General features: G+C 73.0%; 15 protein-coding genes. 13 read left to right on the top strand and 2 right to left on the bottom strand.

The genetic code is table 11. The annotated features are described in order from the left end of the window. Positions 1-25 precede the first annotated feature (25 nt). Positions 26-1,114 (top strand): glutamate--cysteine ligase, encoded by a 1,089-nt coding sequence (locus tag AB0E88_RS21145; protein ID WP_361632517.1) that lies wholly within the window; start codon positions 26-28, stop codon positions 1,112-1,114. Between the two features lie 63 nt (positions 1,115-1,177). Here the strand turns inward: AB0E88_RS21145 and AB0E88_RS21140 are convergent, their stop codons facing one another. Further along, complete coding sequence (locus tag AB0E88_RS21140; protein ID WP_361632515.1) at positions 1,178-1,411, bottom strand: DUF6480 family protein; 234 nt, start codon at positions 1,409-1,411, stop codon at positions 1,178-1,180. Between the two features lie 161 nt (positions 1,412-1,572). On the opposite strand from AB0E88_RS21140, the gene AB0E88_RS21135 reads away from it, so the two are divergent. Beyond that, entirely contained in the window at positions 1,573-3,468 is a 1,896-nt protein-coding gene (locus AB0E88_RS21135) for an AMP-dependent synthetase/ligase (RefSeq protein ID WP_361632513.1), read from the top strand. Positions 3,469-3,536: 68 nt separating this feature from the next. Here the strand turns inward: AB0E88_RS21135 and AB0E88_RS21130 are convergent, their stop codons facing one another. Continuing rightward, positions 3,537-3,824, bottom strand: a complete 288-nt coding sequence (locus AB0E88_RS21130; protein WP_361632511.1) for a DUF4190 domain-containing protein — start codon at positions 3,822-3,824, stop codon at positions 3,537-3,539. Between the two features lie 212 nt (positions 3,825-4,036). On the opposite strand from AB0E88_RS21130, the gene AB0E88_RS21125 reads away from it, so the two are divergent. From AB0E88_RS21125 to AB0E88_RS21075, 11 genes are all read left to right on the top strand, one after another. After that, on the top strand, positions 4,037-4,471 hold the full coding sequence (locus AB0E88_RS21125; protein ID WP_361632509.1) for an ATP-binding protein: 435 nt from the start codon (positions 4,037-4,039) through the stop codon (positions 4,469-4,471). A gap of 523 nt (positions 4,472-4,994) precedes the next feature. Further along, on the top strand, positions 4,995-9,272 hold the full coding sequence (locus AB0E88_RS21120; RefSeq protein WP_361632507.1) for a HAMP domain-containing protein: 4,278 nt from the start codon (positions 4,995-4,997) through the stop codon (positions 9,270-9,272). A 7-nt stretch (positions 9,273-9,279) separates the two neighbouring features. After that, positions 9,280-11,823 (top strand): SpoIIE family protein phosphatase, encoded by a 2,544-nt coding sequence (locus AB0E88_RS21115; protein ID WP_361632505.1) that lies wholly within the window; start codon positions 9,280-9,282, stop codon positions 11,821-11,823. 162 nt (positions 11,824-11,985) lie between these two features. Continuing rightward, positions 11,986-12,387, top strand: a complete 402-nt coding sequence (locus AB0E88_RS21110) for an STAS domain-containing protein (protein ID WP_361632503.1) — start codon at positions 11,986-11,988, stop codon at positions 12,385-12,387. Between the two features lie 322 nt (positions 12,388-12,709). Further along, complete coding sequence (locus AB0E88_RS21105; RefSeq protein ID WP_361632501.1) at positions 12,710-13,609, top strand: STAS domain-containing protein; 900 nt, start codon at positions 12,710-12,712, stop codon at positions 13,607-13,609. After that, a complete protein-coding gene (locus tag AB0E88_RS21100; protein ID WP_361632499.1) occupies positions 13,606-14,010 on the top strand; it encodes an STAS domain-containing protein in 405 nt (134 codons plus the stop codon). The genes AB0E88_RS21105 and AB0E88_RS21100 overlap by 4 nt, the downstream gene beginning before the upstream one ends. Further along, positions 14,010-14,450 carry an anti-sigma regulatory factor gene (locus AB0E88_RS21095; protein WP_361632497.1) on the top strand — a complete coding sequence of 147 codons (441 nt, stop codon included), beginning with the start codon at positions 14,010-14,012 and terminating at the stop codon, positions 14,448-14,450. Before AB0E88_RS21100 ends, AB0E88_RS21095 begins: the two co-directional genes overlap by 1 nt. Further along, a complete protein-coding gene (locus AB0E88_RS21090; RefSeq protein ID WP_361632495.1) occupies positions 14,450-15,508 on the top strand; it encodes an ATP-binding SpoIIE family protein phosphatase in 1,059 nt (352 codons plus the stop codon). The genes AB0E88_RS21095 and AB0E88_RS21090 overlap by 1 nt, the downstream gene beginning before the upstream one ends. Beyond that, the gene (locus AB0E88_RS21085; protein WP_361632493.1) at positions 15,505-17,235 is read left to right on the top strand and encodes a SpoIIE family protein phosphatase; all 1,731 of its coding nucleotides are present in this window, start codon (positions 15,505-15,507) and stop codon (positions 17,233-17,235) included. The genes AB0E88_RS21090 and AB0E88_RS21085 overlap by 4 nt, the downstream gene beginning before the upstream one ends. Positions 17,236-17,470: 235 nt before the next feature. Next, on the top strand, positions 17,471-18,844 hold the full coding sequence (locus AB0E88_RS21080) for an NAD(P)/FAD-dependent oxidoreductase (RefSeq protein ID WP_361632491.1): 1,374 nt from the start codon (positions 17,471-17,473) through the stop codon (positions 18,842-18,844). A 79-nt stretch (positions 18,845-18,923) separates the two neighbouring features. After that, positions 18,924-21,182, top strand: coding sequence for an FUSC family protein (locus tag AB0E88_RS21075; protein WP_361632489.1), 2,259 nt, complete (start codon positions 18,924-18,926; stop codon positions 21,180-21,182). Positions 21,183-21,227: the final 45 nt, after the last annotated feature.

Below are 21,227 nucleotides of genomic sequence, written 5' to 3'. Positions count from 1 at the left end.
TTCGGCCAGGAAGGGCGGCCTGAAGGTGCGCACAGTCGGTGTGGAGGAGGAACTGCTCCTCGTCGACCCGGAGACCGGTGATCCGAAGGCTCTGTCCGCGGCAGCTCTGGCCCGCGCGGAGCACGAGGACGCCGGTCAGGAGGTCTTCGAGAAGGAGCTGTACGACCAGATGCTGGAGTTCGCCACCCGGCCGCAGTCCGGGATGGCGGATCTCCACGAGGAGATCGTGCGGTGCCGCAAGGAAGCGGCCCGGCACGCCGAGAGCATCGGCTGCACCGTCGCGGCGCTGGCCACGTCGCCCCTGCCCGTCAGCCCGTCGATCGGGATGAACGAGCGCTACCAGTGGATGGCCGAGCAGTACGGCATCGCCACCCGGGAGCAGCTGGTGTGCGGGTGCCACGTCCATGTGTCGGTGGAATCCGACGAGGAGGGCGTGGCCGTCCTCGATCGGATCCGGCCCTGGCTGCCGGTGCTGTCCGCGCTGAGCTCCAACTCGCCCTTCTGGCAGGGCCTGGACTCGGGCTACCGCAGTTATCGCAGCCGGGTGTGGGGGCGCTGGCCCTCGGCGGGGCCGACCGAGCTGTTCGGGTCGGTGGCGGGGTACCGGCAGCGGGTGGACGACATGGTCGCGACCGGGGTGATCCTCGACAAGGCGATGGTCTACTTCGACGCCCGGCTCTCGGAGAGCTACCCGACGGTGGAGGTCCGGGTCTCGGACGTGTGTCTGCACGCGGACACGGCGGTGCTGGTCGCCACGCTGGTGCGGGGGCTGGTGGAGACCGCGGCACGGGAGTGGCGGGCGGGGGTGGAGCCGGCCGGGCACGGCGTGAGCCTGCTGCGGCTGGCGGCCTGGCGGGCCGCGCGCTCCGGGATCGACGGTGAGCTGCTGCACCCGGCGACCATGCGTCCGGCGCCCGCCGAGGAGGTCGTGCGGGCCCTGCTGGACCATGTCGAGGAGGCCCTCGCCGACAGCGGGGACCTCGAGTGCGCCCGCGCGTCGTGCGTCCGGCTGCTGCGCGACGGCAACGGCGCCCGGATCCAGCGCGCCTTGCTGGAGCGCACCGGCAGTCTGCGGGACGTGGTCGCGGAATGCGTACGGCACACGCAGGCCTGAGGTCCCGCACGCAGGCCTGAGGTCCCGGCGGCACGGTCGCCCGGCCGGGATCCGCGCCGTCGCTCACAGCGCCAGGGAGATGGCGTAGGCCAGGAAGAAGGCCGCCACCAGCACCGCGAGGACGATGATCAGCACCAGCGGGGTCTTCCCCCAGCCCTTGGGCGGGTTGTGGACCTCGCGGGGGCCGGCCTCGGGCAGGCTGCTCTCCGCGGGCGGGGTCTCGCCCGGGGGGGCGCCGCCGCCCGGTTCCAGGCCGGTGGTGCGTTCCGGTTCGGGGTCGGGATTCGTGAAACTCATGCGCTCCGAGTCCCCCGTAGCGGGCGAGATCAACGGAGCGGCATCACTTCCGCGAAGCGGGCACCGCGCGCGGCCGGGCGGGGCTAGAGTCCCACCACCGTCGGCCTGGGTGGTCCCCCAGGTCAGCGGCAGAGCCGCCCGCGCATCCCCTGGAGCCGCGCATGCCCGAGCCCGCCCTCGCTCCCCCGCCCGCCGCCCCGCTGACCGGCGGGCTGGCCGACAGTGTCTTCGCCGCCGCCGACCGTGACCCGGTACGGTCCGTGCTGGCGCGCCGCAACGCCGGCGGCGGCTGGGACGAGGTCACCGCCGTGGAACTGCGCGACCAGGTGCTGGGGCTCGCCCGGGGCCTGGTGGCCTCCGGGATCCGGCCGGGCGACCGCGTCGCGATCATGGCGCGCACCCGCTACGAGTGGACCGTGCTGTGCCACGCGCTGTGGGCGGTGGGCGCCGAGGTGGTGCCGGTGCACACGACGGCCTCCCGGGACCAGGTGGCGTTCATCCTGCGCGACGCCGGCTGCGTGGGCGTGGTCGTCGAGGACGAGCCGAGCGTGATGACGGTCGGCTCGGTGTGCGCCTCGCTGCCGCGGCTGCGGCACGTGTGGCAGCTGGACGCGGGGGCGCTCGGGCAGCTCGCCCGGCGTGGCGACCCGGTCGCGACGACCACGGTGGACTCGCTGCGCCGGCTGGTACTGCCCGACTCCACCGCGGTCGTCGCCTACACCTCCGGCACCTCGGGCCGGCCCATGGGGTGCGCGCTGAGCCACCGGGCGCTGGCGCACCCCTGTGACACCCTGCTGGCGGGCTGGGGGCACACGGCGGCGCCTGCGGGGCAGCGGCCCTCAGTCCTCGCCTTCCTGCCGTTCTCCCATGTGTACGGCCTGATGATCCAGGGCCTGTGCCTGCGCGGCGGGGTGCTGATGGGGCACGAGCCGGACATGAGCGAGGAGGCGCTGTCCTCGGCGCTGCGCACCCTGCGGCCGACGTACTTCTACGCGGTGCCGTCGGTGTTCGAGAAGGTGTACAAGACGTTCCTGCGCACCGCCCAGCGGGCCGGGCGCGGCGCCGTGTTCGAGCGGGCGGCGCAGACGGCGCGGGATTTCGCGGCGGCGTGCGAGCGGCAGCGCACGGGCCGCGGGCCGGGGCCCGGCTTCGAGCTGCGGCTGCAGCACGCCCGGTACGAGCGGACGGTGTACCGCCGGCTGCGGGCCGCGCTGGGCGGCCGGGTGACGCGGGCGACGTCCGGCGGTTCACCGCTGCACCGCGAGCTGTCCCTGTTCTACGAGGGCATCGGCATCTATGTGCACGACGGGTACGGGCTGACCGAGACCGGCGGCGGGATCACGATGCAGCCGCTGGGCCGGGAGAAGGCGGGGACGGTCGGGCAGGCCCTGCCCGGCATGGAGATCCGGATCGCCGGGGACGGCGAGATCCTGGTGCGCGGGCCGTCGGTGTTCCAGGGGTACGTCGGCCACCGGGACGCCAGCCGGGCCGTGCTGCGCGGCGGCTGGCTGGCCACCGGCGACCTCGGCCACCTGGACGAGGAGGGGTATCTGACCATCACCGGCCGGAAGAAGGACGTGATCATCACCAGCGGCGGCAAGAGCGTGGCGCCGGCCTTCCTGGAGCAGCGGCTGCGGCTGCACCCCCTGGTCCATCAGGCCGTCGTCGTGGGCGACAACCGTCCGTGCGTGGGCGCGCTGATCACCCTGGACCCGGAGTTCCTGGCGCACTGGAGGCGCTCGCTGACGCTGCCGGGCAGCCATCCGATGCGGGAGGCGCGCGAGGAGAACGCGCTGCGTGAGGAGATCGGGCGGGCGGTGGCCGCGGCCAACAGCGCGGTGTCGCGGTCGGAGTCGGTGCGCGTCTTCCGCATCCTGCCGGAGCCGTTCGACCAGGCGAGCGGGCTGCTGACGCCGTCGCTGAAGCTGCGCCGGGACGCGATCGTGCGGGCGTACGCCGCGGAGATCGACGCGATGTACGCGGCCCGCTCACGCCCGGTGCGGCACCACACGCCGGAGCCGCCCGGCTGGGACGACTCCGACGATGTGTTCCGGTGACGCGTGCTCCGCTGACGCGTGTCCCGGTGACGTACGAGGTCACCGGTCCTGACAGTGGGGCGCGGCCGTCAGCTGCCGACGTACCAGCTGAAGCCGCCGTGGGACGCGGCCAGGGAGATCAGCACCACGAAGATGATCAGGTCGATGATGCCGAGCACCACGCCGGCCTTGGCCATGCCGCCGCCGCCCTTCGCGGGCGCCTGACGCAGGCCGACGGCTCCGAACACGATCGCGAGCGGGCCGAGGATCACGCTGGCGAAGAACACGCCGAGGATGCCGCAGACGAGCCCGGCGATCGCCAGGCCGTTGGTGCGCGAACCGGAGGACGCGGCAGGGGAACTGCCGTAACTCGTCATCAGTTTCTCCTGGAGTCAGGGGTGTTGGTGCCGTACGGCCGTCCGGGTGCCCCCGGAGGGGGTCCGCATTCCATGGGGAAACGAATATGTTTTCGATGGTGCGGATGGGATCGAGACGCGTACCTTCCTGACCCCTGGGAACCCTCCAGATGTCAACGACATGCTCACAAGAAGGGACGACCGCCCTGCTGTCGCCGGGTAGTGGATGGGACATGGCAACCGAGCCGCGTTGGGACAATGCGCTGACCACCCGAGATATGCCGAACCGCACGACACGTTTCGAGGGAGAGCCACGGGACGTGACGGGGGCCCGGCTGGCCGCTGAGGACTTCCTCCGTGCCCTGGCCAGGATCCAGCCGCCCTCCGCCGAGGAGTGCTGGCACGACATCGTGTTGATCGTCACAGAGCTGGCCGCCAACGCGGTGCAGTACGCCCCGGGCCCCTTCGAGCTGCACCTGCGGCGGACCTTCGACGGAGTGCACGTCGTCCTGCACGACACCAGCACCACACCGCCGACTCCGCGCCCCTTCCACCCCCGACACGGGGGCGGCGGCATCGGCTGGTACCTGGTGCAGACGCTGTGCACCCAGGTCAGCGTGGTGACGAACGACCACGGCAAGGACGTGCACGTCTTCCTGCCCTGGTGACCCCGGGCGCCGCCTCGGCCCCCGGGCCCCTCGGCAGGCACGGCGCGCAGCGGCACCAGCACGCCGATCGCCCTGTCCCCCGCCTGTCGCCGTCCGACGGCGACCTCGCCGTGGCCGTGCACGCCGCCCCCACCCCCGCGTCGCAGACGTGGACGTCCGCCCCGGCCGGCCCCCGCCCTGCAGAGCGGTGCCCACCCGCCGGCGCCTCCCGCATGCCGCCGCCCGCATGCCGCCGCCCGCAAGGGACGGTTTTCGGCCGGTCTGTGAGACCGGTGAAACCTCACCCGCACGACGCCGGCACCCTTCGCCGGGTCACCGGAAAACCGTTCCGTGTACCCGGATTCACGCTCTCTACACACAGTGCCTGACGTGGGGTTTCCGTGTGACCTTTCGTTGGCGGGATGCTGTGTCGCCGCGTGTCGGCGTGGGTTAATCTGCGGCGTATTTCTCACACCGCTTCAGTCCTCGTGGACTGCGACGACACCGTGGGGCGGACCGCTGTGACTTGGGAACGAGGGGACGGATGACCAGCAACACGACCGAGGCCGTGGACCCGGTCCCGGCCGACCAGGAGCTGAAGAGACTCCTGGTCGGTCTGACGGCGGTCCGGGACGGCGACTTCGGTACGCGGCTGCCCGACGACGTCGACGGGCTGATGGGCGACATCGCCAAGGTCTTCAACGGCATGGTCGACCAGCTGTCCGTCTTCACCTCGGAAGTGACCCGGGTGGCGCGGGAGGTGGGCACCGAGGGGACGCTCGGCGGCCAGGCCGAGGTACCGGGGGTGTCCGGCACCTGGGCCGACCTGACCGACTCCGTCAACGCGATGGCGGGCAATCTCACCACCCAGGTGCGCGACATCGCGCAGGTCGCCACGGCCGTGGCCAAGGGCGACCTGTCGCAGAAGATCGACGTGCCCGCGCGGGGTGAGATCCTCCAGCTGAAGAACACCGTCAACACGATGGTCGACCAGCTCTCCGCCTTCGCCGACGAGGTCACCCGCGTCGCCCGCGAGGTCGGCAGCGAGGGACGTCTCGGGGGGCAGGCGCAGGTTCCCGGGGTCGCCGGTGTCTGGCGGGACCTGACCGACTCCGTCAACCTGATGGCGGGCAACCTGACCGCGCAGGTGCGCAACGTCGCCCAGGTGACGACCGCCGTGGCGCAGGGTGATCTCTCGCAGAAGATCACCGTCGACGCCCGCGGTGAGATCCTCGAGCTGAAGAACACCATCAACACGATGGTCGACCAGCTCTCCGCCTTCGCCGACGAGGTCACCCGCGTCGCCCGCGAGGTCGGCACCGAGGGACGCCTCGGCGGACAGGCCGACGTCAAGGGCGTCAAGGGCACCTGGCGAGATCTCACCGACTCGGTGAACTTCATGGCGGGCAACCTGACCGCGCAGGTGCGCAACGTCGCCCAGGTCGCGACCGCCGTGGCCCAGGGCGACCTCTCCCAGAAGATCACCGTCGACGCCCGCGGTGAGATCCTGGACCTCAAGGAGACCATCAACACGATGGTCGACCAGCTCTCCGCCTTCGCCGACGAGGTCACCCGCGTCGCCCGCGAGGTCGGCACCGAGGGCCGCCTCGGCGGCCAGGCCCATGTGCGCGGGGTCTCCGGCACCTGGAAGGACCTCACGGACAACGTCAACGTGATGGCGTCCAACCTGACCAGCCAGGTGCGCTCCATCGCCCAGGTCGCCACCGCGGTGGCCAAGGGCGACCTCTCCCAGAAGATCACCGTCGAGGCCAAGGGCGAGGTCGCGGCGCTGGCCGACGTCATCAACACGATGGTCGACACGCTGTCGGCGTTCGCCGACGAGGTCACCCGCGTCGCCCGCGAGGTCGGCACCGAGGGCCGCCTCGGCGGACAGGCGCAGGTGCCCAATGTGGCGGGCACCTGGAAGGACCTCACCGACAACGTCAACTCGATGGCGAACAACCTCACCGGCCAGGTGCGCAACATCGCGCTGGTGACGACGGCGGTGGCCCGCGGTGACCTGTCGAAGAAGATCGACGTCGACGCCCGCGGCGAGATCCTGGAGCTGAAGACGACCATCAACACGATGGTCGACCAGCTCTCCGCCTTCGCCGACGAGGTCACCCGCGTCGCCCGCGAGGTCGGCACCGAGGGCCGCCTGGGCGGCCAGGCCGAGGTCGAGGGGGTCTCCGGCACCTGGAAGCGGCTGACGGAGAACGTCAACGAGCTGGCCGGCAACCTGACCCGGCAGGTGCGGGCGATCGCCGAGGTGGCCAGCGCCGTCGCCGAGGGCGACCTGACGCGGTCCATCAACGTCGAGGCGTCGGGCGAGGTCGCCGAGCTCAAGGACAACATCAACTCCATGGTGGAGTCCCTGCGCGAGACCACCCGGGCCAACCAGGAGCAGGACTGGCTCAAGACGAACCTGGCGCGGATCTCCGGTCTGATGCAGGGCCACCGGGACCTGCCGGTGGTCGCCGAGCTGATCATGGACGAACTGGTGCCGCTGGTGGCGGCCCAGTACGGCGCGTTCTACCTGGCCGAGGAGGGCGCCGACGGGGCCGAGCTGCGGCTGGTCGGCGCGTACGGCTGGCCGGACGACGACGCGCGTCCCACCCGGATCCGCTTCGGACGGACCCTGGTCGGCCAGGCCGCCCGCAGCCGGCGCGCGATCACGGTGGACGAACTGCCGCCGGGCTATGTGAACATCTCCTCCGGGCTCGGCCAGGTCCCGCCGGCCGCGCTGGCGGTCCTGCCGATCGTGGTGGAGGGGCAGGTGCTCGGAGTGATCGAGCTGGCCTCGGTGACCCCCTTCACCCAGATCCACCAGGACTTCCTGACCCAGCTGATGGAGGCCATCGGCGTCAACGTCAACACCATCGTCGCCAACGCCCGCACCGACGAGCTGCTCGGCGAGTCCCAGCGCCTGACCGCCGAGCTGCAGGCCCGCTCCGCCGAACTCCAGGTACAGCAGGAGGAGTTGCAGCGCTCCAACGCCGAACTCGAGGACAAGGCCTCGCTGCTGGCGGAGCGCAACCGCGACATCGAGGCGAAGAACCTGCAGATCGAGCAGGCCCGGCAGGAGCTGGAGACACGCGCACAGCAGCTGTCGCTCGCCTCCAAGTACAAGTCGGAGTTCCTGGCCAACATGAGCCACGAGCTGCGCACCCCGCTCAACAGCCTGCTGATCCTCGCCCAGCTGCTGGCGCAGAACCCCTCGCGCAACCTCACGGCGAAGCAGGTGGAGTACGCGCAGATCATCCACTCCGCGGGCTCCGACCTGCTGCAGCTCATCAACGACATCCTCGACCTGTCCAAGGTGGAGGCCGGCAAGATGGACGTGGCGCCCGAGCGCGTCGCGCTGCAGCGGCTGCTCGACTACGTCGAGGCCACCTTCCGCCCGCTGACCACCCAGAAGGGCCTCGACTTCCAGGTGACGACGGCGGCCGGCGCGCCCGCCGACCTGCTCACCGACGACTCCCGGCTGCGGCAGATCCTGCGCAACCTGCTGTCCAACGCGGTGAAGTTCACCGAGCAGGGCGGCGTGGAGCTGAGCATCGAACCGGCGGCCGACGACGAGGTGCCGCCGACGGTGATCCGGGGCGGCACGATCGTCGCCTTCCGGGTCAAGGACACCGGCATCGGCATCCCCGAGCAGCACCTGGAGTCGATCTTCGGGGCGTTCCAGCAGGCCGACGGCACCACCAGTCGCAAGTACGGCGGGACCGGACTCGGGCTGTCCATCACCCGGGAGATCGCCCATCTGCTCGGCGGCGCCGTCACCGTGGACAGCACGCCGGGCCGCGGCAGCACCTTCACCCTCTTCCTGCCGGTGGCGCGGGCCGACTTCGAGGAGGCGCTCGGCGCCGCCCGCCGGCCGGAGCTCACCGGGAGCGCGGAGTCGGCAGAGGCGGCCGACCAGCCGGTCCTGATCGGCTCGCCGCTCACCGCCGCGCCGCGGCCGCGCCGCCTGCTCGTGCTGGAGGAGCGCCCGCGCGGTCTGCTCACGCTCGTCGCCGAGAGCGTGATCGCCGACATGCGCCGCACCCGGGACGACGGCACCGAGGCGCCCTTCATCGAGGTCATCACCGCGGTGGGGGCGCAGGAGGCGGCCGGTGCGCTGGCCGCCGAGCCGTGCCACTGCGTCGTCCTCGACATGGGGATGCCCGAGGAGGAGGCGATCCGGTTCCTGGACGCGCTGCACGGCGACCCGGCGCTCGCCAATGTGCCCGTGCTGGTGCACCACGGCAGCCGGCGCACGGGCTCCGCCCAGGAGAAGGCGCTCGCCACGCACGCGGAGGGACGCCCGCTGGAGTTCCTGGCCGGGCTGGACGAGCTGCGCGAACGGATCACCCTGCACCTGTCGGCCGAGGAGCCCGGAGAGGCGGTGCCCCTGGTGCGGGTGGAGGAGACGCCCTCGGCGCTCCCGGCGGAACCCGACGCGGCCACGGACGGCCGCACGGTCCTGGTCGTCGACGACGACGCCCGCAACCTCTTCGCGCTCAGCGGCATCCTGGAACTGCACGGCCTGCGGGTACTGCACGCCGAGAACGGCCGCGAGGGCATCGAGACCCTGCTCGCCCATCCGGACATCGCGCTGGTGCTGATGGACGTGATGATGCCGGAGATGGACGGCTACGCGGCCACGGCCGAGATCCGCGGCATGCCGCAGTTCGCCGATCTGCCGATCATCGCCGTCACCGCGAAGGCGATGCCCGGGGACCGGGAGAAGAGCATCGCGTCCGGGGCCAGCGACTACGTCACCAAGCCCGTCGACACGCAGGACCTGATGTCCTGTGTCCGGCGCTGGCTGAGCGCGTGAGGACGGCATGAGTTCTTCCCAGGAGCCGGCCGGTCAGGTCGGCGCCACACAGCAGACGGCCGGGCCGGCGGCGGGCGACACGCCCGCCCTCACCCAGGACGGGCCGGAGGCGGCGGCTGCTTCCGCCAGTACCCCGGACGGGCCGGAGGCGGGCGCTGAACCCGCCCTCACCCCGGACGCCTCGCCGGGCCGGTGGGCCGGGGTGCCCACGACGTCACCGGTGGGGCGGCTCGCGGCGACCGTGGAGCGGCTGCGCCGTGAGGTGCGGGACGCTCAGGCGGAGGCGGAGGGCCGCGCCCTCATCGAGCTGGCCAAGGGCATCCTCGTCGAGCGTCTGGGATGCGGGCCGGCCGAGGCGGCCCGGCAGCTGACCGAGCTGGCCGAGCAGGCCCGCCTGGCGCCCCTGGAGTTCGCCGTCGAGGTCATCAACCAGGCCGCGCGGGACCGGATGTCGGAGGTGGCGAAGTCCTTCCTCGCCACCGTCGAGACGGCCGGTGAGGCGAGCGCCGGCACCGGCGACGGTTCGGCGGCCGTACGGCTGCGGGCCGCGGAGAGCGGTGCGCTGGCCGCCGGTGACACCCAGTCCGTCGCCCAGTCGCTGCTCCAGCACGCCCTGCAGCCCCTCGGCGCGGTGGCCGTCGCCATCTGGTCCGCGGGCCCGGACGGGTCCCTCACCCTGGCCGGGAGCGCCGGGTTCGCCGCCTCGGAGGCCGCACGCTGGCGGTACATCCCGCCCGAGGTGGCGACCGTGGCCAGGCGCGGCCTGACCGAGCCCGAGGGCCAGTGGATGACGTCGCTGGCGGCGACCGGCCTGCCCACCATCGGCCGCCGGCTGTACCCGGAGGGCGGGCGGGTGGCGCTGCCCGCCGGCACCGCGGGCCGGGTGCTCGGCGTCCTGGAGATCGCCTGGCCCGAGCCGCTCGCCCCGGTGTCGCCGCAGGTGGTGCGGCAGGTGGAGGCGCTGGCCGAGCTGTGCGCCCACACCCTGCACACGTACACGCCCGAGGCCGTGGCCGAGAGCCAGCCGCGGCTGCTGCCGGACGCGGCGGAGCTGATCGACCTGGCCGACGGGCTGCACGACCCGGCCCTGGTCCTCGTGCCGCATCTGGACGGCTCGGGACAGCTCGCGGACTTCCTCATCCAGCACGTCAACGGACGGTTCCTGGATCCGGCGGGCCGGCCGCGGGCGGTCGTGAGCGGCGCGCTGCTGCTGGAGGCGTATCCGATGGCCGCCGGCCACAGCGACCTGTTCCAGCAGATCGAGCGCGTCTACGCCACCGGGGAGCCGTTCCGCGCCCGGCGGATGAGTCTGACCGCCCTCGTCGACGAGGTGCCGCTGTCGGCGGTCGCCGACATCAGCATCAGCCGGCACGGCTCCTGCGTGCTGCTCATCTGGCGCATCGAGGACGAGGCGGCGCGGCTGGCCAGCCTGCTGCAGCACGCCCAGCGCCTCGGCCGGATCGGCGGCTTCGAGGAGAACGCGCTCACCGGCGAGATCACCTGGAACGGGCAGCTGTTCGACCTGTACGGGCGTTCCCCGTCGTCCACCCCGGTCCCCCTGGAGGAGGTCCCGGCGCACGCGCACCCGGACGACTCGGTGGCCCTCGGCCGGTTCCTGCGGACCGTGATGCACCACCGGCGGCCGTCCTCGACGGCGTTCCGGCTGCAGCGGCGGGACGGGGTGACGCGCCATATGCGCATCGTCGCCGAGCCGGTGCTGGACACCGACGGCCGGCTGGTCGCCGTACGCGGGGCGTACCAGGACATCTCCTCCCAGCACTGGACGGAGGTGGCGCTGGCCGCCACCCGGGACCAGCTCGCCCACACCGAGCAGCAGGCCAGTGAGCGCAGCCGGCTGGCGCTGCAGTTGCAGCAGGCCATCATGCCGCCCACGCGCGATCCGCTGGCGGTGGAGGGCCTTCAGGTCGCGGTGCGCTACCGGCCCGCCGAGACCGAGCACCTGGTGGGCGGTGACTGGTACGACGCCGTGGTGCTGCCCTCCGGTCTGGTGCTGCTGTGCGTCGGCGACGTGGCCGGGCACGGCATCGAGGCGGCGACCAGCATGGTGGTGCTGCGCAACGCGCTGCGCGGCCTCGCGGTCACCGGGGCCGGCCCCGGCCAGCTGCTGTCCTGGCTCAACATCGTCGCGCACCATCTGACCGGCGCCGTCACCGCGACGGCCGTGTGCGCCCTGTACGACCCGCACACGCGCACGCTGCGCTGGGCCAGGGCCGGGCATCTGCCGCCGGTGCTGGTGCGCTCGTCGCAGGCCAGTGCCCTGCCGCTGGTGAAGGGCATACTGCTGGGCGCGGTGCCGGAGGCGCCGTACGAGGAGGACGAGGTGGTGCTGTCCCCGGGGGACACGCTGCTGATGTTCACGGACGGTCTGATCGAGCGGCGCGACCGCTCCATGGAGGACTCCCTGGCCCATCTGCTCACCACCGCGCGCAGCGCGCCGGCCGCCCTGGACCACCAGCTGGACCGGCTGCTGACGTACAGCCGGTCGGACACGGACGACGACACGTGCATCGTGGGCATCCACGTCACCTGAGCGCGCGGAAGAACCGCACGATCGCGGGACGCATGGTTGTGCCGTTCGGGGGTAACCGCGGGTGGGCAGTGAAACGACCATGGGCGGCAGCCCTGACGGGCGGGTGCACCCGCACCCGCCTCACCGATCCGAACCGGCCGCCCGCTCTTGTTGGAGGTACCCGTGCCCCTTGCCCAGAACCCGCTCTCCGTCGAGGTCACCCTGCCCCGCGAGGATGTAGCCCTGGTCGTGGTCGAGGGGCATCTGGACCTCGACACGGCGACGGAGTTCCAGGCCCATCTCGCCAACCAGCTGCACCACGGCCGCAAGCACTTCCTGCTGGATCTGTCGGCGGTGCCCTTCATGGACTCGTCCGGGATGAACATCATCCTGCGCGTGTACCAGGAGGCCCGCGATCTGCCCGGCACGGTGCATGTCATCGCGCCGGCCCCGGCGGTGCGGCGGGTCCTCGACCTCACGGGCGTGAGCATCACCGTCCCGATCTCGGACTCGGTGCAGGAGGCTCTGGCGCTGATCGACCGGGGTCCCGAGGGCGCCGGGAACACGGAGGCGCCCCAGACGTGACACGGCGCGGATCCGGCCGCGCTCCGGCGGGTCCGCACAAGATCATCCTTGTGATCGTTCTCACCCCGGGACGGGTTCCACCGTCGCCGGGGTGGTCGCGGTGCACGCACGCGGCGCGGGCCCGCCCCGAACACCGGTTCCCGTGTGCGTCGGATGTCGTACCGGCGCTCCCCGGAGGGCGCCGCCCTCGGGTTCAATGCCCGCGACCCGCTGTCGTCCGCCGTTCGAGCATGGTTAGGGTGGGCGACCGGCAGAGATCACATCGCCTCTCGTCGCCTTCCGCAGGCCGCAGCGATGCAACGCAGATTGAGGAGTGACACACGTGCCGGAGCACGAAGCGTCAGCCGACCACGGCTCGCCCGCACGGGACGTCGCGGCGTTCCTGCGCCGCCGCCGGGAGCAGATCGCCCAGCGGTGGGCCGACGAGCCACTGTTCCGCACGGTGTTCACCGTCTCACGTGACGAGGCGGTGGAGGCGGGCAAGGCCGTGGCGGACGCGCTGTCCGACGTGGCCGCGTCCGAGCGGGTCGCGTCGCTGGACGCGCCCGGCTTCGGCGCCGTGCGCGAGCAGCTCGGCCGGATGGGCGCCGCCCGGGCCCGCGCCGGGCTCACGCCCGGGCAGATCTCCGGTGAGCTGGACGCGCTGCGCCGCCCCGCCGTGGAACTGCTGCTGGCCGACCTCGACGCGGCCCCGGCCGACCGGGTGCGGGAGTGCTCGGAGGCGCTCGCGGTGCTCCTCGGCACACTCCGCCTGGTCGTCATGGAGACCGCCGTCCTGGAGGGGCAGGCGCTCATCGACCGGCAGCGGCTGCAGCTGCTGGAGGTGGCGACACCCGTCATCCGGCTGTGGAACGGCGTGGTCGCCGTACCGCTGATCGGCACCCTGGACAGCGCCCGCAGCCAGGTCGTGATGGAGACGCTGCTGGAGGCGGTCGTCGAGCAGCAGGCACGCTTCGCCATCCTCGACATCACCGGCGTGCCGACGGTGGACTCACTGGTGGCGCAGCACCTGATGAAGACGGTGCAGGCGGCGGCCCTGATGGGCGCCGAATGCGTCGTCTCCGGCATCCGCCCGGCGATCGCGCAGACCATAGTGCACCTCGGCCTCGATCTCGGCTCGGTGAAGACGCGGGCGTCCCTCGCCGACGCGCTGGCCTACGCCCTGCACGAGCTGGGCGTCGGCATCACCGGTCCCACTCCCGGCGGTGCAGGTCCGCGGTGACCGAGGGCTTTTCGCATCCGATGGGCGGCGGGCACGTGCCGGTGCTCCGGCTCGGTGACGTCCTCCTGGTCACCCTGCAGGGGGATCTGTACGACACCATGGCCCAGCGGCTGCTCCAGGACATCACGGAGGCGATCTCGAGCAGCCGGGTCGCCGGGGTCGTCATCGACCTGTCCGGCGTGGAGATCGTCGACTCCTTCCTCGGGCGGGTGCTGGCGGAGATCGCGGCCAACGCCCGGCTGCTGGCCGCGCAGACGGTCGTCGCGGGCATGCGGCCGGCCGTCGCCATCACCCTGGTGGAGCTGGGCCTGACCCTGCCCGGTCTGCGGACCGCGCTGACCACCCAGGCCGCTCTGGACCTGCTGACCGGGCCGAACGGCCCCCGGCCGGGGAGCGATTGATGGAGACGGCTGCGGGCATCGAGGCCCGTCTGCCGATCCGGTCGGACATGGACCTGGTGTGGGTGCGCCAGCACATCCGCCAAGCGGCCGCACAGCTCGGCTTCGGCCTGGTGGAGCAGACCAAGCTGGTCACGGCCGCGAGTGAACTGGCCCGCAACACGCTGGTGCACGGCGGGGGCGGCGAGGTGCACACCCTGCCCCTGATCAGCGGGCGGGCACGGGGACTGCGCCTGACCTTCTCCGACCAGGGGCCGGGCATCCCGGACATCGAGCGGGCGCTCAGCGACGGCTACACCTCCGGGGGCGGCCTCGGGATGGGGCTCGGCGGGGCGCGTCGCCTGGTGCACGAGTTCGCGATCGACTCCACCCCGGGCGCCGGCACCACGGTCACCGTGGCGTCGTGGGCGGCCCGGCCGCCGCTGCCGCGGGAGGAGATCTGATGGCCCGGGTGTGGCAGGTGCCGGTGCAGGACTCGACGCGGGTGCGGGACGCCCGGGTGGCCGCGGAGGGCGCCGCGGCGCTCGCCGGGCTGGACGAGCCGCGTACGGCCGCCGTGTCCCTGGTCGCGACCGAGCTGGCCACCAACCTGCTCAAGCACGCCGGCGGCGGGCTGCTCCTGATCGACGTGGTCGCGCCGCCGGCCCTGCCGGGCGGCGCCGAGGAGGCGGGCGTGGTGCAGATCGCGGCCGTCGACCACGGTCCGGGCATCGCCGACGTGGCGGAGGCGCTGCGCGACGGGTTCTCCACGACCCGTTCGCTCGGTGCGGGTCTCGGGACCTGCCGGCGCATCGCCGACGACTTCGGCCTGCACACCGTGCGGGGCCGCGGCACCGTGGCGCTGGCCCGTATCGGTCCCGTCGTGCCCGCACACGTCCGTCGGCAGGTCGCCGGGGCGCGGGCCGGCGGCGTCGTCGTGCCGTTCGAGGGGGCCGACTTCTCCGGTGACGCCTGGGCGTGGGCGCGCTCCGGGGACCGGCTCACGCTGATGCTGGCCGACGGTCTCGGGCACGGGCCGGAGGCGTCCCGGGCGTCCGCCGCGGCCGTGCGCGAGCTGCACCGCTCCGCCCACCTCCCGCCGCCCGAGCTGCTGCGCCGGCTGCACACGGAGCTGGCCGGCACCCGGGGCGCGGCGGTGGCGCTGGCCCAGCTGGAGACGGACGCGAACCGGCTGCGGTTCGCGGGCGTCGGCAACATCGGGGCGCGGCTGCTGGAGGGCGACACCTGGCGTGCGCTGCTGTCGCGTCCCGGCATCGTGGGCGTGCACCGGCCGACCACGCTGACGGAGACCCTGCTGCCGTGGTCGGCGGACCGGCTGCTGATCCTGCACAGCGACGGCCTGCCCAGCCGCTGGGTCCCGCCGTCCGACCCGGAGCTGCTCGCGGCCGATCCGGCGGTCCTGGCCGCCGTGACGGTCCGTGACGCGAGCAGCAGCGCCAGCCCGGTGCGGGACGACACCGCCGTGGCGGTGCTGGCGCCGAACCCGCCGGAGCGACCATGACCCGTACCTGGCAGATCGCCACCGCCACCGACGCGGCCCGTGCCCGGATCGCCACGCTGGGGCTGGCGGCCGCGCACGGTGTGTCCGCGCTGGATCGCACCCGGCTGGCCGCGGCGCTCAGCGGCCGGCTGCGGCAGTGCCTGACCAAGGGCGGCACCTGGCGCGTGACCCTCGAGCCGGATCCGGCCGAGGGTCTGCTGCACGCCGTCGTCGAGCCCGCCCCGGGCACGGACGGCGCCGTCGAGGGGCCGTGGCGCACGGCGGTGCCCTGCCCGGACTTCGCGGACACCGCCGCGGTGGGCGACCCGCCGGACGACGCCGAGCTGCTCGCCGAGGCGCTGCTGGGCGCCGACGAGGACACCGCGCTGGTGCTCGGCAAGCTCGCCGAGCAGGAGGATCTGGTCGCCTTCCACCGTGAGGAGCTGCACCAGACCAACCAGGGCGTGCTGGCGCTGCACGCGGAGCTGGACGCCGCCGGGCGGGCCCAGCGCGAGGCGTTCGCCGCGGAGCGGGCGGCCCGGCAGGAGGCGGAGCGGGCGCGGCGCCGGCTCACCTTCCTCGCCGACGCCAGCGCCGAGCTGACGGCCTCCCTGAACCATGACGAGATCGTGCGCCGGCTGCCGCAGCTGCTGGTGCCGGAGTACGCCCGCAGCGTCGACGTGTGGCTGTTCGACGGCGACGGTGAGCGCGGCGAGCGCGCCGACGGGGCGCCCTCGGTGCCGCATCCGGCGGCCGCGGTGATCGCGGCCCGCACCGGGCGGCCGCAGTACGCCGCCGACCATCCCGGCGCACTGCCCGGGGTCGACGACCAGCCTCCGTCGGCGCTGGACCCGCTGCGGCCGCTGCTGTGCGTGCCGCTGTCGGCGCGGCGGGCACCGCTGGGCGTGGTGACGCTGTCGCCGCCCGGCGAGCGCTGGGACCCCGACGACGCGGTGATGCTCATCGAGCTGTTCCGGCGGGCCAGCACGGCGATCGACAACGCCCGCCGCTTCGAGCACAACCGGGACATCGCCGAGACCCTGCAGCGGGCCCTGCTCACCGATCTGCCCACCCCGCCGGGGCTGCGGCTGGCCGCGCGCTATCTGCCGGCGACGTACGGGCTGAACATCGGCGGTGACTGGTACGACGCGTTCCTGCAGCCCGACGGCAGCCTGATCACGGTCGTCGGCGACGTCACCGGGCACGGGCTGCACGCGGCGGTGATGATGAGCCAGCTGCGCACCGCGCTGCGCGCCTACGCCGTGGACGGCAGCAGCCCCGGCCGGCTGCTGACCCGGCTGCACGAGTTCCTGCACCATCTGCAGCCCGACCTGTATGCGACCGCCGTCATCGCCCGTTTCCACCCGGACGAGGCGACGCTGACCTGGGCGGCCGCGGGGCATCCGCCGCCGGTGCTGCGCGGCCCGGACGGGCGGGTGCGCATCCTGGACGACAAGCCCGGCGCGATGCTCGGCATCCCGCTGCGGCAGGAGATCGCCGACCACACCGTGCCGGTGGCGCCGGGCTCGACGCTGGCCCTGTACACCGACGGCCTGGTGGAGCGGCGCGCCCACGGCATAGACCCGGGCATCGGCCGCCTCGCCGACGCGCTCGGCGACTTCCCCGGCGCGGAACTGGCACGGGACCTGGAGAGCGCGGCCGACCGCATCCTGCCGCCGCTGCTGAGCGACTCGGAGCGCGACGACGACGTGTGCCTGCTGCTGTGCCACCTCGCCGGGGCGTCCTGATCCCGGTCCCGGCTGCGCCCTGTTCCGCTCGCTCACCGTCCTGACCTGCGGTCGATCCCGCGTACGGGGCGCCCGCACCGGCGTGAGGGGGCAGACTGACTGGCGTACGTTCGTCTGCCTGCCGCACCCGACTGGCGCGGTGGCCGCGAACACGGTGGGATCGATCAGGTGCGAAGCAGCGCTCCGGCGGGCACACGCACACGAGTCGATCCAACCGCCCGGAGCCGCAGAAGGGATGACCAACGTGACACGACCCAGGATCCTGGTGGTGGGCGCGGGCTTCGCGGGAGTGGAGTGCGTACGGCGCCTGGAGCGCATGCTCTCCCCCGGCGAGGCCGATCTCACCCTGGTGACACCGTTCTCCTACCAGCTCTATCTGCCGCTGCTTCCCCAGGTCGCCTCCGGTGTGCTGACGCCGCAGTCGATCGCCCTGTCGCTGCGCCGCAGCCGCAAGTACCGCACCCGGATCATCCCGGGCGGTGCGATCGGCGTGGACCTGAAGTCCAAGGTGTGCGTGATCCGCACGATCACCGACGAGATGGTCAACGAGCCGTACGACTACATCGTGCTGGCTCCGGGCAGCGTGACCCGCACGTTCGACATCCCGGGCCTGACGGAGCACGCGTTCGGGATGAAGACGCTCGCCGAGGCCGCCTACATCCGCGACCACGTCATCTCCCAGCTCGATCTCGCCGACGCCAGCAACGACCCGGCGGAGCGGGCGGCGCGGCTGCAGTTCGTGGTGGTCGGCGGCGGCTACGCGGGTACCGAGACCGCGGCCTGCCTGCAACTGCTGACCTGCAACGCGGTCAAGCGCTATCCGCGCCTGGACCCGAAGCTGATCCGCTGGCACCTCATCGACATCGCCCCGAAGCTGATGCCCGAGCTGGGCGACAAGCTCGGCCGCAGCGCCCAGGAGGTGCTGCGCAAGCGGGGCATCGAGATCTCGCTCGGCGTCTCCATCGAGAAGGCCGGCCCGACCGAGGTCACCTTCACCGACGGCCGGGTGGTGCCCACGCACACCCTGATCTGGACGGCCGGTGTGGTCGCGAGCCCGCTCATCGCCACGCTCGGCGCGGAGACCGTGCGCGGTCGCCTCGCGGTGAACCCGGAGATGAATCTCCCCGGCCACGACGGGGTGTTCGCGCTCGGCGACTCCGCGGCCGTGCCCGACCTCGCCAAGGGCGCCGACGCGGTCTGCCCGCCGACCGCGCAGCACGCGATGCGGCAGGGCAAGGTCGTCGCCGACAACGTCATCGCCGCGCTGCGCGGACAGGCGATGAAGCCGTACGAGCACAAGGACCTGGGGCTGGTCGTCGACCTCGGCGGCAAGGACGCGGTGTCCAAGCCGCTCGGCATCGAGCTGCGGGGCCTGCCCGCGCAGGCCGTGGCGCGCGGCTACCACTGGTCGGCGCTGCGCACCGGTGTCGCCAAGACGCGGGTGCTGACCAACTGGACGCTGAACGCGCTCGCCGGCGACGACTTCGTCCGCACCGGTTTCCAGGCGCGCCGCCCGGCCAAGCTGAAGGACTTCGAGTACACCGACACGTATCTGACGCCGGAACAGGTGCGCAAGCGGGTGGAAGGGGCGGCGACGCCGGGCCAGTGAGGCGGTGCTGGGTGTTCCCGCACGTCATGGCATGCTGAAGGCCGTAAGCCACGACCTTTGAGCGGAGTGACACGGCGGCGTGAGGGCAGCGGGACGATCGGGCCGGACACGACTGAGGGACGCTCTGGCGGCGTCCGACCCGGGGCTGCTGCGGCTGGTCGCCGGGCTGAGGACGGCGGGTGCCATCGCCCTGACGCTCGCCGTGCTCGGCGTGCTGGACGCCCCGGTGAAGCATCTGGTCGCCGGGGCGATCGCCGCGATGGTGGCGACGTTCGCCATCCGGGAGAAGCAGCGCACCCAGCAGGCGGTGACCCTGGCGCTGGGGCTGCCCGTGGCGCTGGTGTCGCTGTCGCTGGGCTCGGTGCTGACCACCCTCAGAGTTGCCGGTGACCTCTTCTTCGTCGTCCTGATCTTCTGCGCGGTCTACGCCCGGCGGTTCGGTGACCGGGGCACCGCGCTCGGTCTGATCGCCTTCCAGGTGTACTTCCTGTCGCTGTTCGTCGGCGCCACCTCCGAGACCCTGCCGGAACTGTGCGGGGTCGTCACCGTCGCGTTCGCGGCGAGCGCGCTGCTGCGGTTCGCGGTGGTGCCGACCGGTCCGACCTGGATCCTGGAACGCCTCCGGCAGGCGTTCCGGGCCCGTCTGGCGCAGTTGCTGGCCGCGCAGGAGGAGTTGCTGGACGCCGGGCCCGACGACATCGACAAGGCCCTGCACGAGGTGCGCGAGGGCACCGCACGGCTGCACGAGACGGCGCTGATGATCCAGGGGCGCCTGGAGGAGGGCACCTCCGACGAGGCGGTGGCCCGGCTGGTGCAGCGGCGCATCGCGGACGCCGAGATCGCCGCCGAACGGCTCGGACTGCTGCTGCTCACCGCGCGCAGCGCCGAACGCGCCGACACGCTGACCCTTCATCTTCCCGGCGCGACGCTGCCCACCGGCGGTCATCTGCCGGTGCGCGACGAGGCGACCGGGGCGCTGCGCCGTGATCTGCGGGCGCTGCGCGTGCTGGTGCTCCAGCCGGCCGCGGCGGCCCGCGGCACCGGGCTCGCGCAGGTACGCAACCGGCTGCTCGGCTACCGCGACGAGGAGAACCTTCCGCCCGCCGCCGGTGCCGTCCAGGACGTCTTCCGCGGCATCGGCGAGACGGCGCGCGCCGTGCTGGGTCTGCGGGTCGCCCTGGACGGGCCGCAGGACGAGTCCGACGACTCCCCCGCGACGACGCGCTCCCGCGAGGAACTGGACGCCGAGGACGCCGCGATCGGCGGCGCGGAGGAGAGCGAGCGCGAGGAGGAGGAGCAGCTCGCCGGGCTGAAACGGCCCACCACGCGGGCCGCGGTGCAGGTGGCGGTCGGCTCGTCACTGGCCATCGTGGGCGGGGAGTTCCTCTCGGCCCAGCGCTGGTACTGGGCGGTCCTCACCTGCTGGATCGTCTTCATCAACACCTCCTCCACCGGCGAGATCCTGGTGAAGGGATACCGACGGCTGCTGGGCACCGTGCTCGGCGTGGTGGCGGGCATCGCGCTGGCGGGGCTGGTCGGGCATCACACGTGGACCGCGTTCGGGCTGGTGCTGCTGTTCGTCTTCGCGATGTTCTACACCGCGCCGCTGTCGTACACGCTGATGTCGTTCTTCGTGACGGCCGCGCTGGGCCTGCTCTACACACTGCTGCACACCTACAGCGCGTCGGTGCTGGTGCTGCGGGTGGAGGAGACGGCCCTGGGCGCGGCCTGCGGGGTGATCGCGGCGGCGCTGGTGCTGCCGGTGCACACCGGGCGGCGTACGGACGAACTGCTCGGGACGGTGCTGGAACGGCTGGCCGACGTCACCGAGCGGGCCGTGGACCAGCTCAGCGGCGGGCCCGCGGTGGAGCTGCTCGACCTGGCACGCGACCTGGACCAGGCGCTGGCCGATCTGAGCGCGGCGACGCAGCCGCTGACGCATCCGGTGACGCCGCTGCGCTCGCGGCGCGACACCGCGCGCTATGTGGTGGCGCTGCTGGAGACGTGCGCGTACCACGCACGGTCACTGGCGGCGATGGCCGAGCTGCTGCCGACGCATCCCGCGATCGCGGCCGACCCACGGCTGCGCGGGGCCGGGCAGCGCATCCTGGACAACATCCGCACCATCGCCGCGCACGTCTCGGGCGATCCGGCGGCCGGGCGGGTGGCGACGGGACCGAGCCTGGCCGCCCTGCTCCAGCCCGGCGACCCCGGCACGCCCCGCTACGGCCGTATCACCGACCGCGTGCTGCGGCATCTGCAGCGCCTGGACGAGGCGGTGGTGGGTCTGGCCCGGCCGCTCGGGGCGCCCCGGGCCGAGCCGGAGCCGGCGAAGTAGGCAGGGCGTACCGCGGCGGTGGCGGGGCCGTTGCGGCAAGCGGGA

Origin of the sequence: Streptomyces sp. NPDC028635 (assembly GCF_040637635.1) — a bacterium.
Taxonomy (GTDB): domain Bacteria; phylum Actinomycetota; class Actinomycetes; order Streptomycetales; family Streptomycetaceae; genus Streptomyces.
The sequence above is the reverse complement of the archived record's forward strand: the minus strand, read 5'-3'. Positions and strand labels throughout refer to the sequence as shown.

What these genes read in the sequence shown, in the direction of transcription:
- AB0E88_RS21140 (WP_361632515.1), bottom strand. Translation starts at nt 1,411, where the DNA reads ATGAGTTTCACGAATCCCGACCCCGAACCGGAACGCACCACCGGCCTG.
- AB0E88_RS21135 (WP_361632513.1), top strand. Translation starts at nt 1,573, where the DNA reads ATGCCCGAGCCCGCCCTCGCTCCCCCGCCCGCCGCCCCGCTGACCGGC.
- AB0E88_RS21130 (WP_361632511.1), bottom strand. Translation starts at nt 3,824, where the DNA reads ATGACGAGTTACGGCAGTTCCCCTGCCGCGTCCTCCGGTTCGCGCACC.
- AB0E88_RS21125 (WP_361632509.1), top strand. Translation starts at nt 4,037, where the DNA reads ATGGCAACCGAGCCGCGTTGGGACAATGCGCTGACCACCCGAGATATG.
- AB0E88_RS21120 (WP_361632507.1), top strand. Translation starts at nt 4,995, where the DNA reads ATGACCAGCAACACGACCGAGGCCGTGGACCCGGTCCCGGCCGACCAG.
- AB0E88_RS21115 (WP_361632505.1), top strand. Translation starts at nt 9,280, where the DNA reads ATGAGTTCTTCCCAGGAGCCGGCCGGTCAGGTCGGCGCCACACAGCAG.
- AB0E88_RS21095 (WP_361632497.1), top strand. Translation starts at nt 14,010, where the DNA reads ATGGAGACGGCTGCGGGCATCGAGGCCCGTCTGCCGATCCGGTCGGAC.
- AB0E88_RS21090 (WP_361632495.1), top strand. Translation starts at nt 14,450, where the DNA reads ATGGCCCGGGTGTGGCAGGTGCCGGTGCAGGACTCGACGCGGGTGCGG.
- AB0E88_RS21085 (WP_361632493.1), top strand. Translation starts at nt 15,505, where the DNA reads ATGACCCGTACCTGGCAGATCGCCACCGCCACCGACGCGGCCCGTGCC.
- AB0E88_RS21080 (WP_361632491.1), top strand. Translation starts at nt 17,471, where the DNA reads ATGACCAACGTGACACGACCCAGGATCCTGGTGGTGGGCGCGGGCTTC.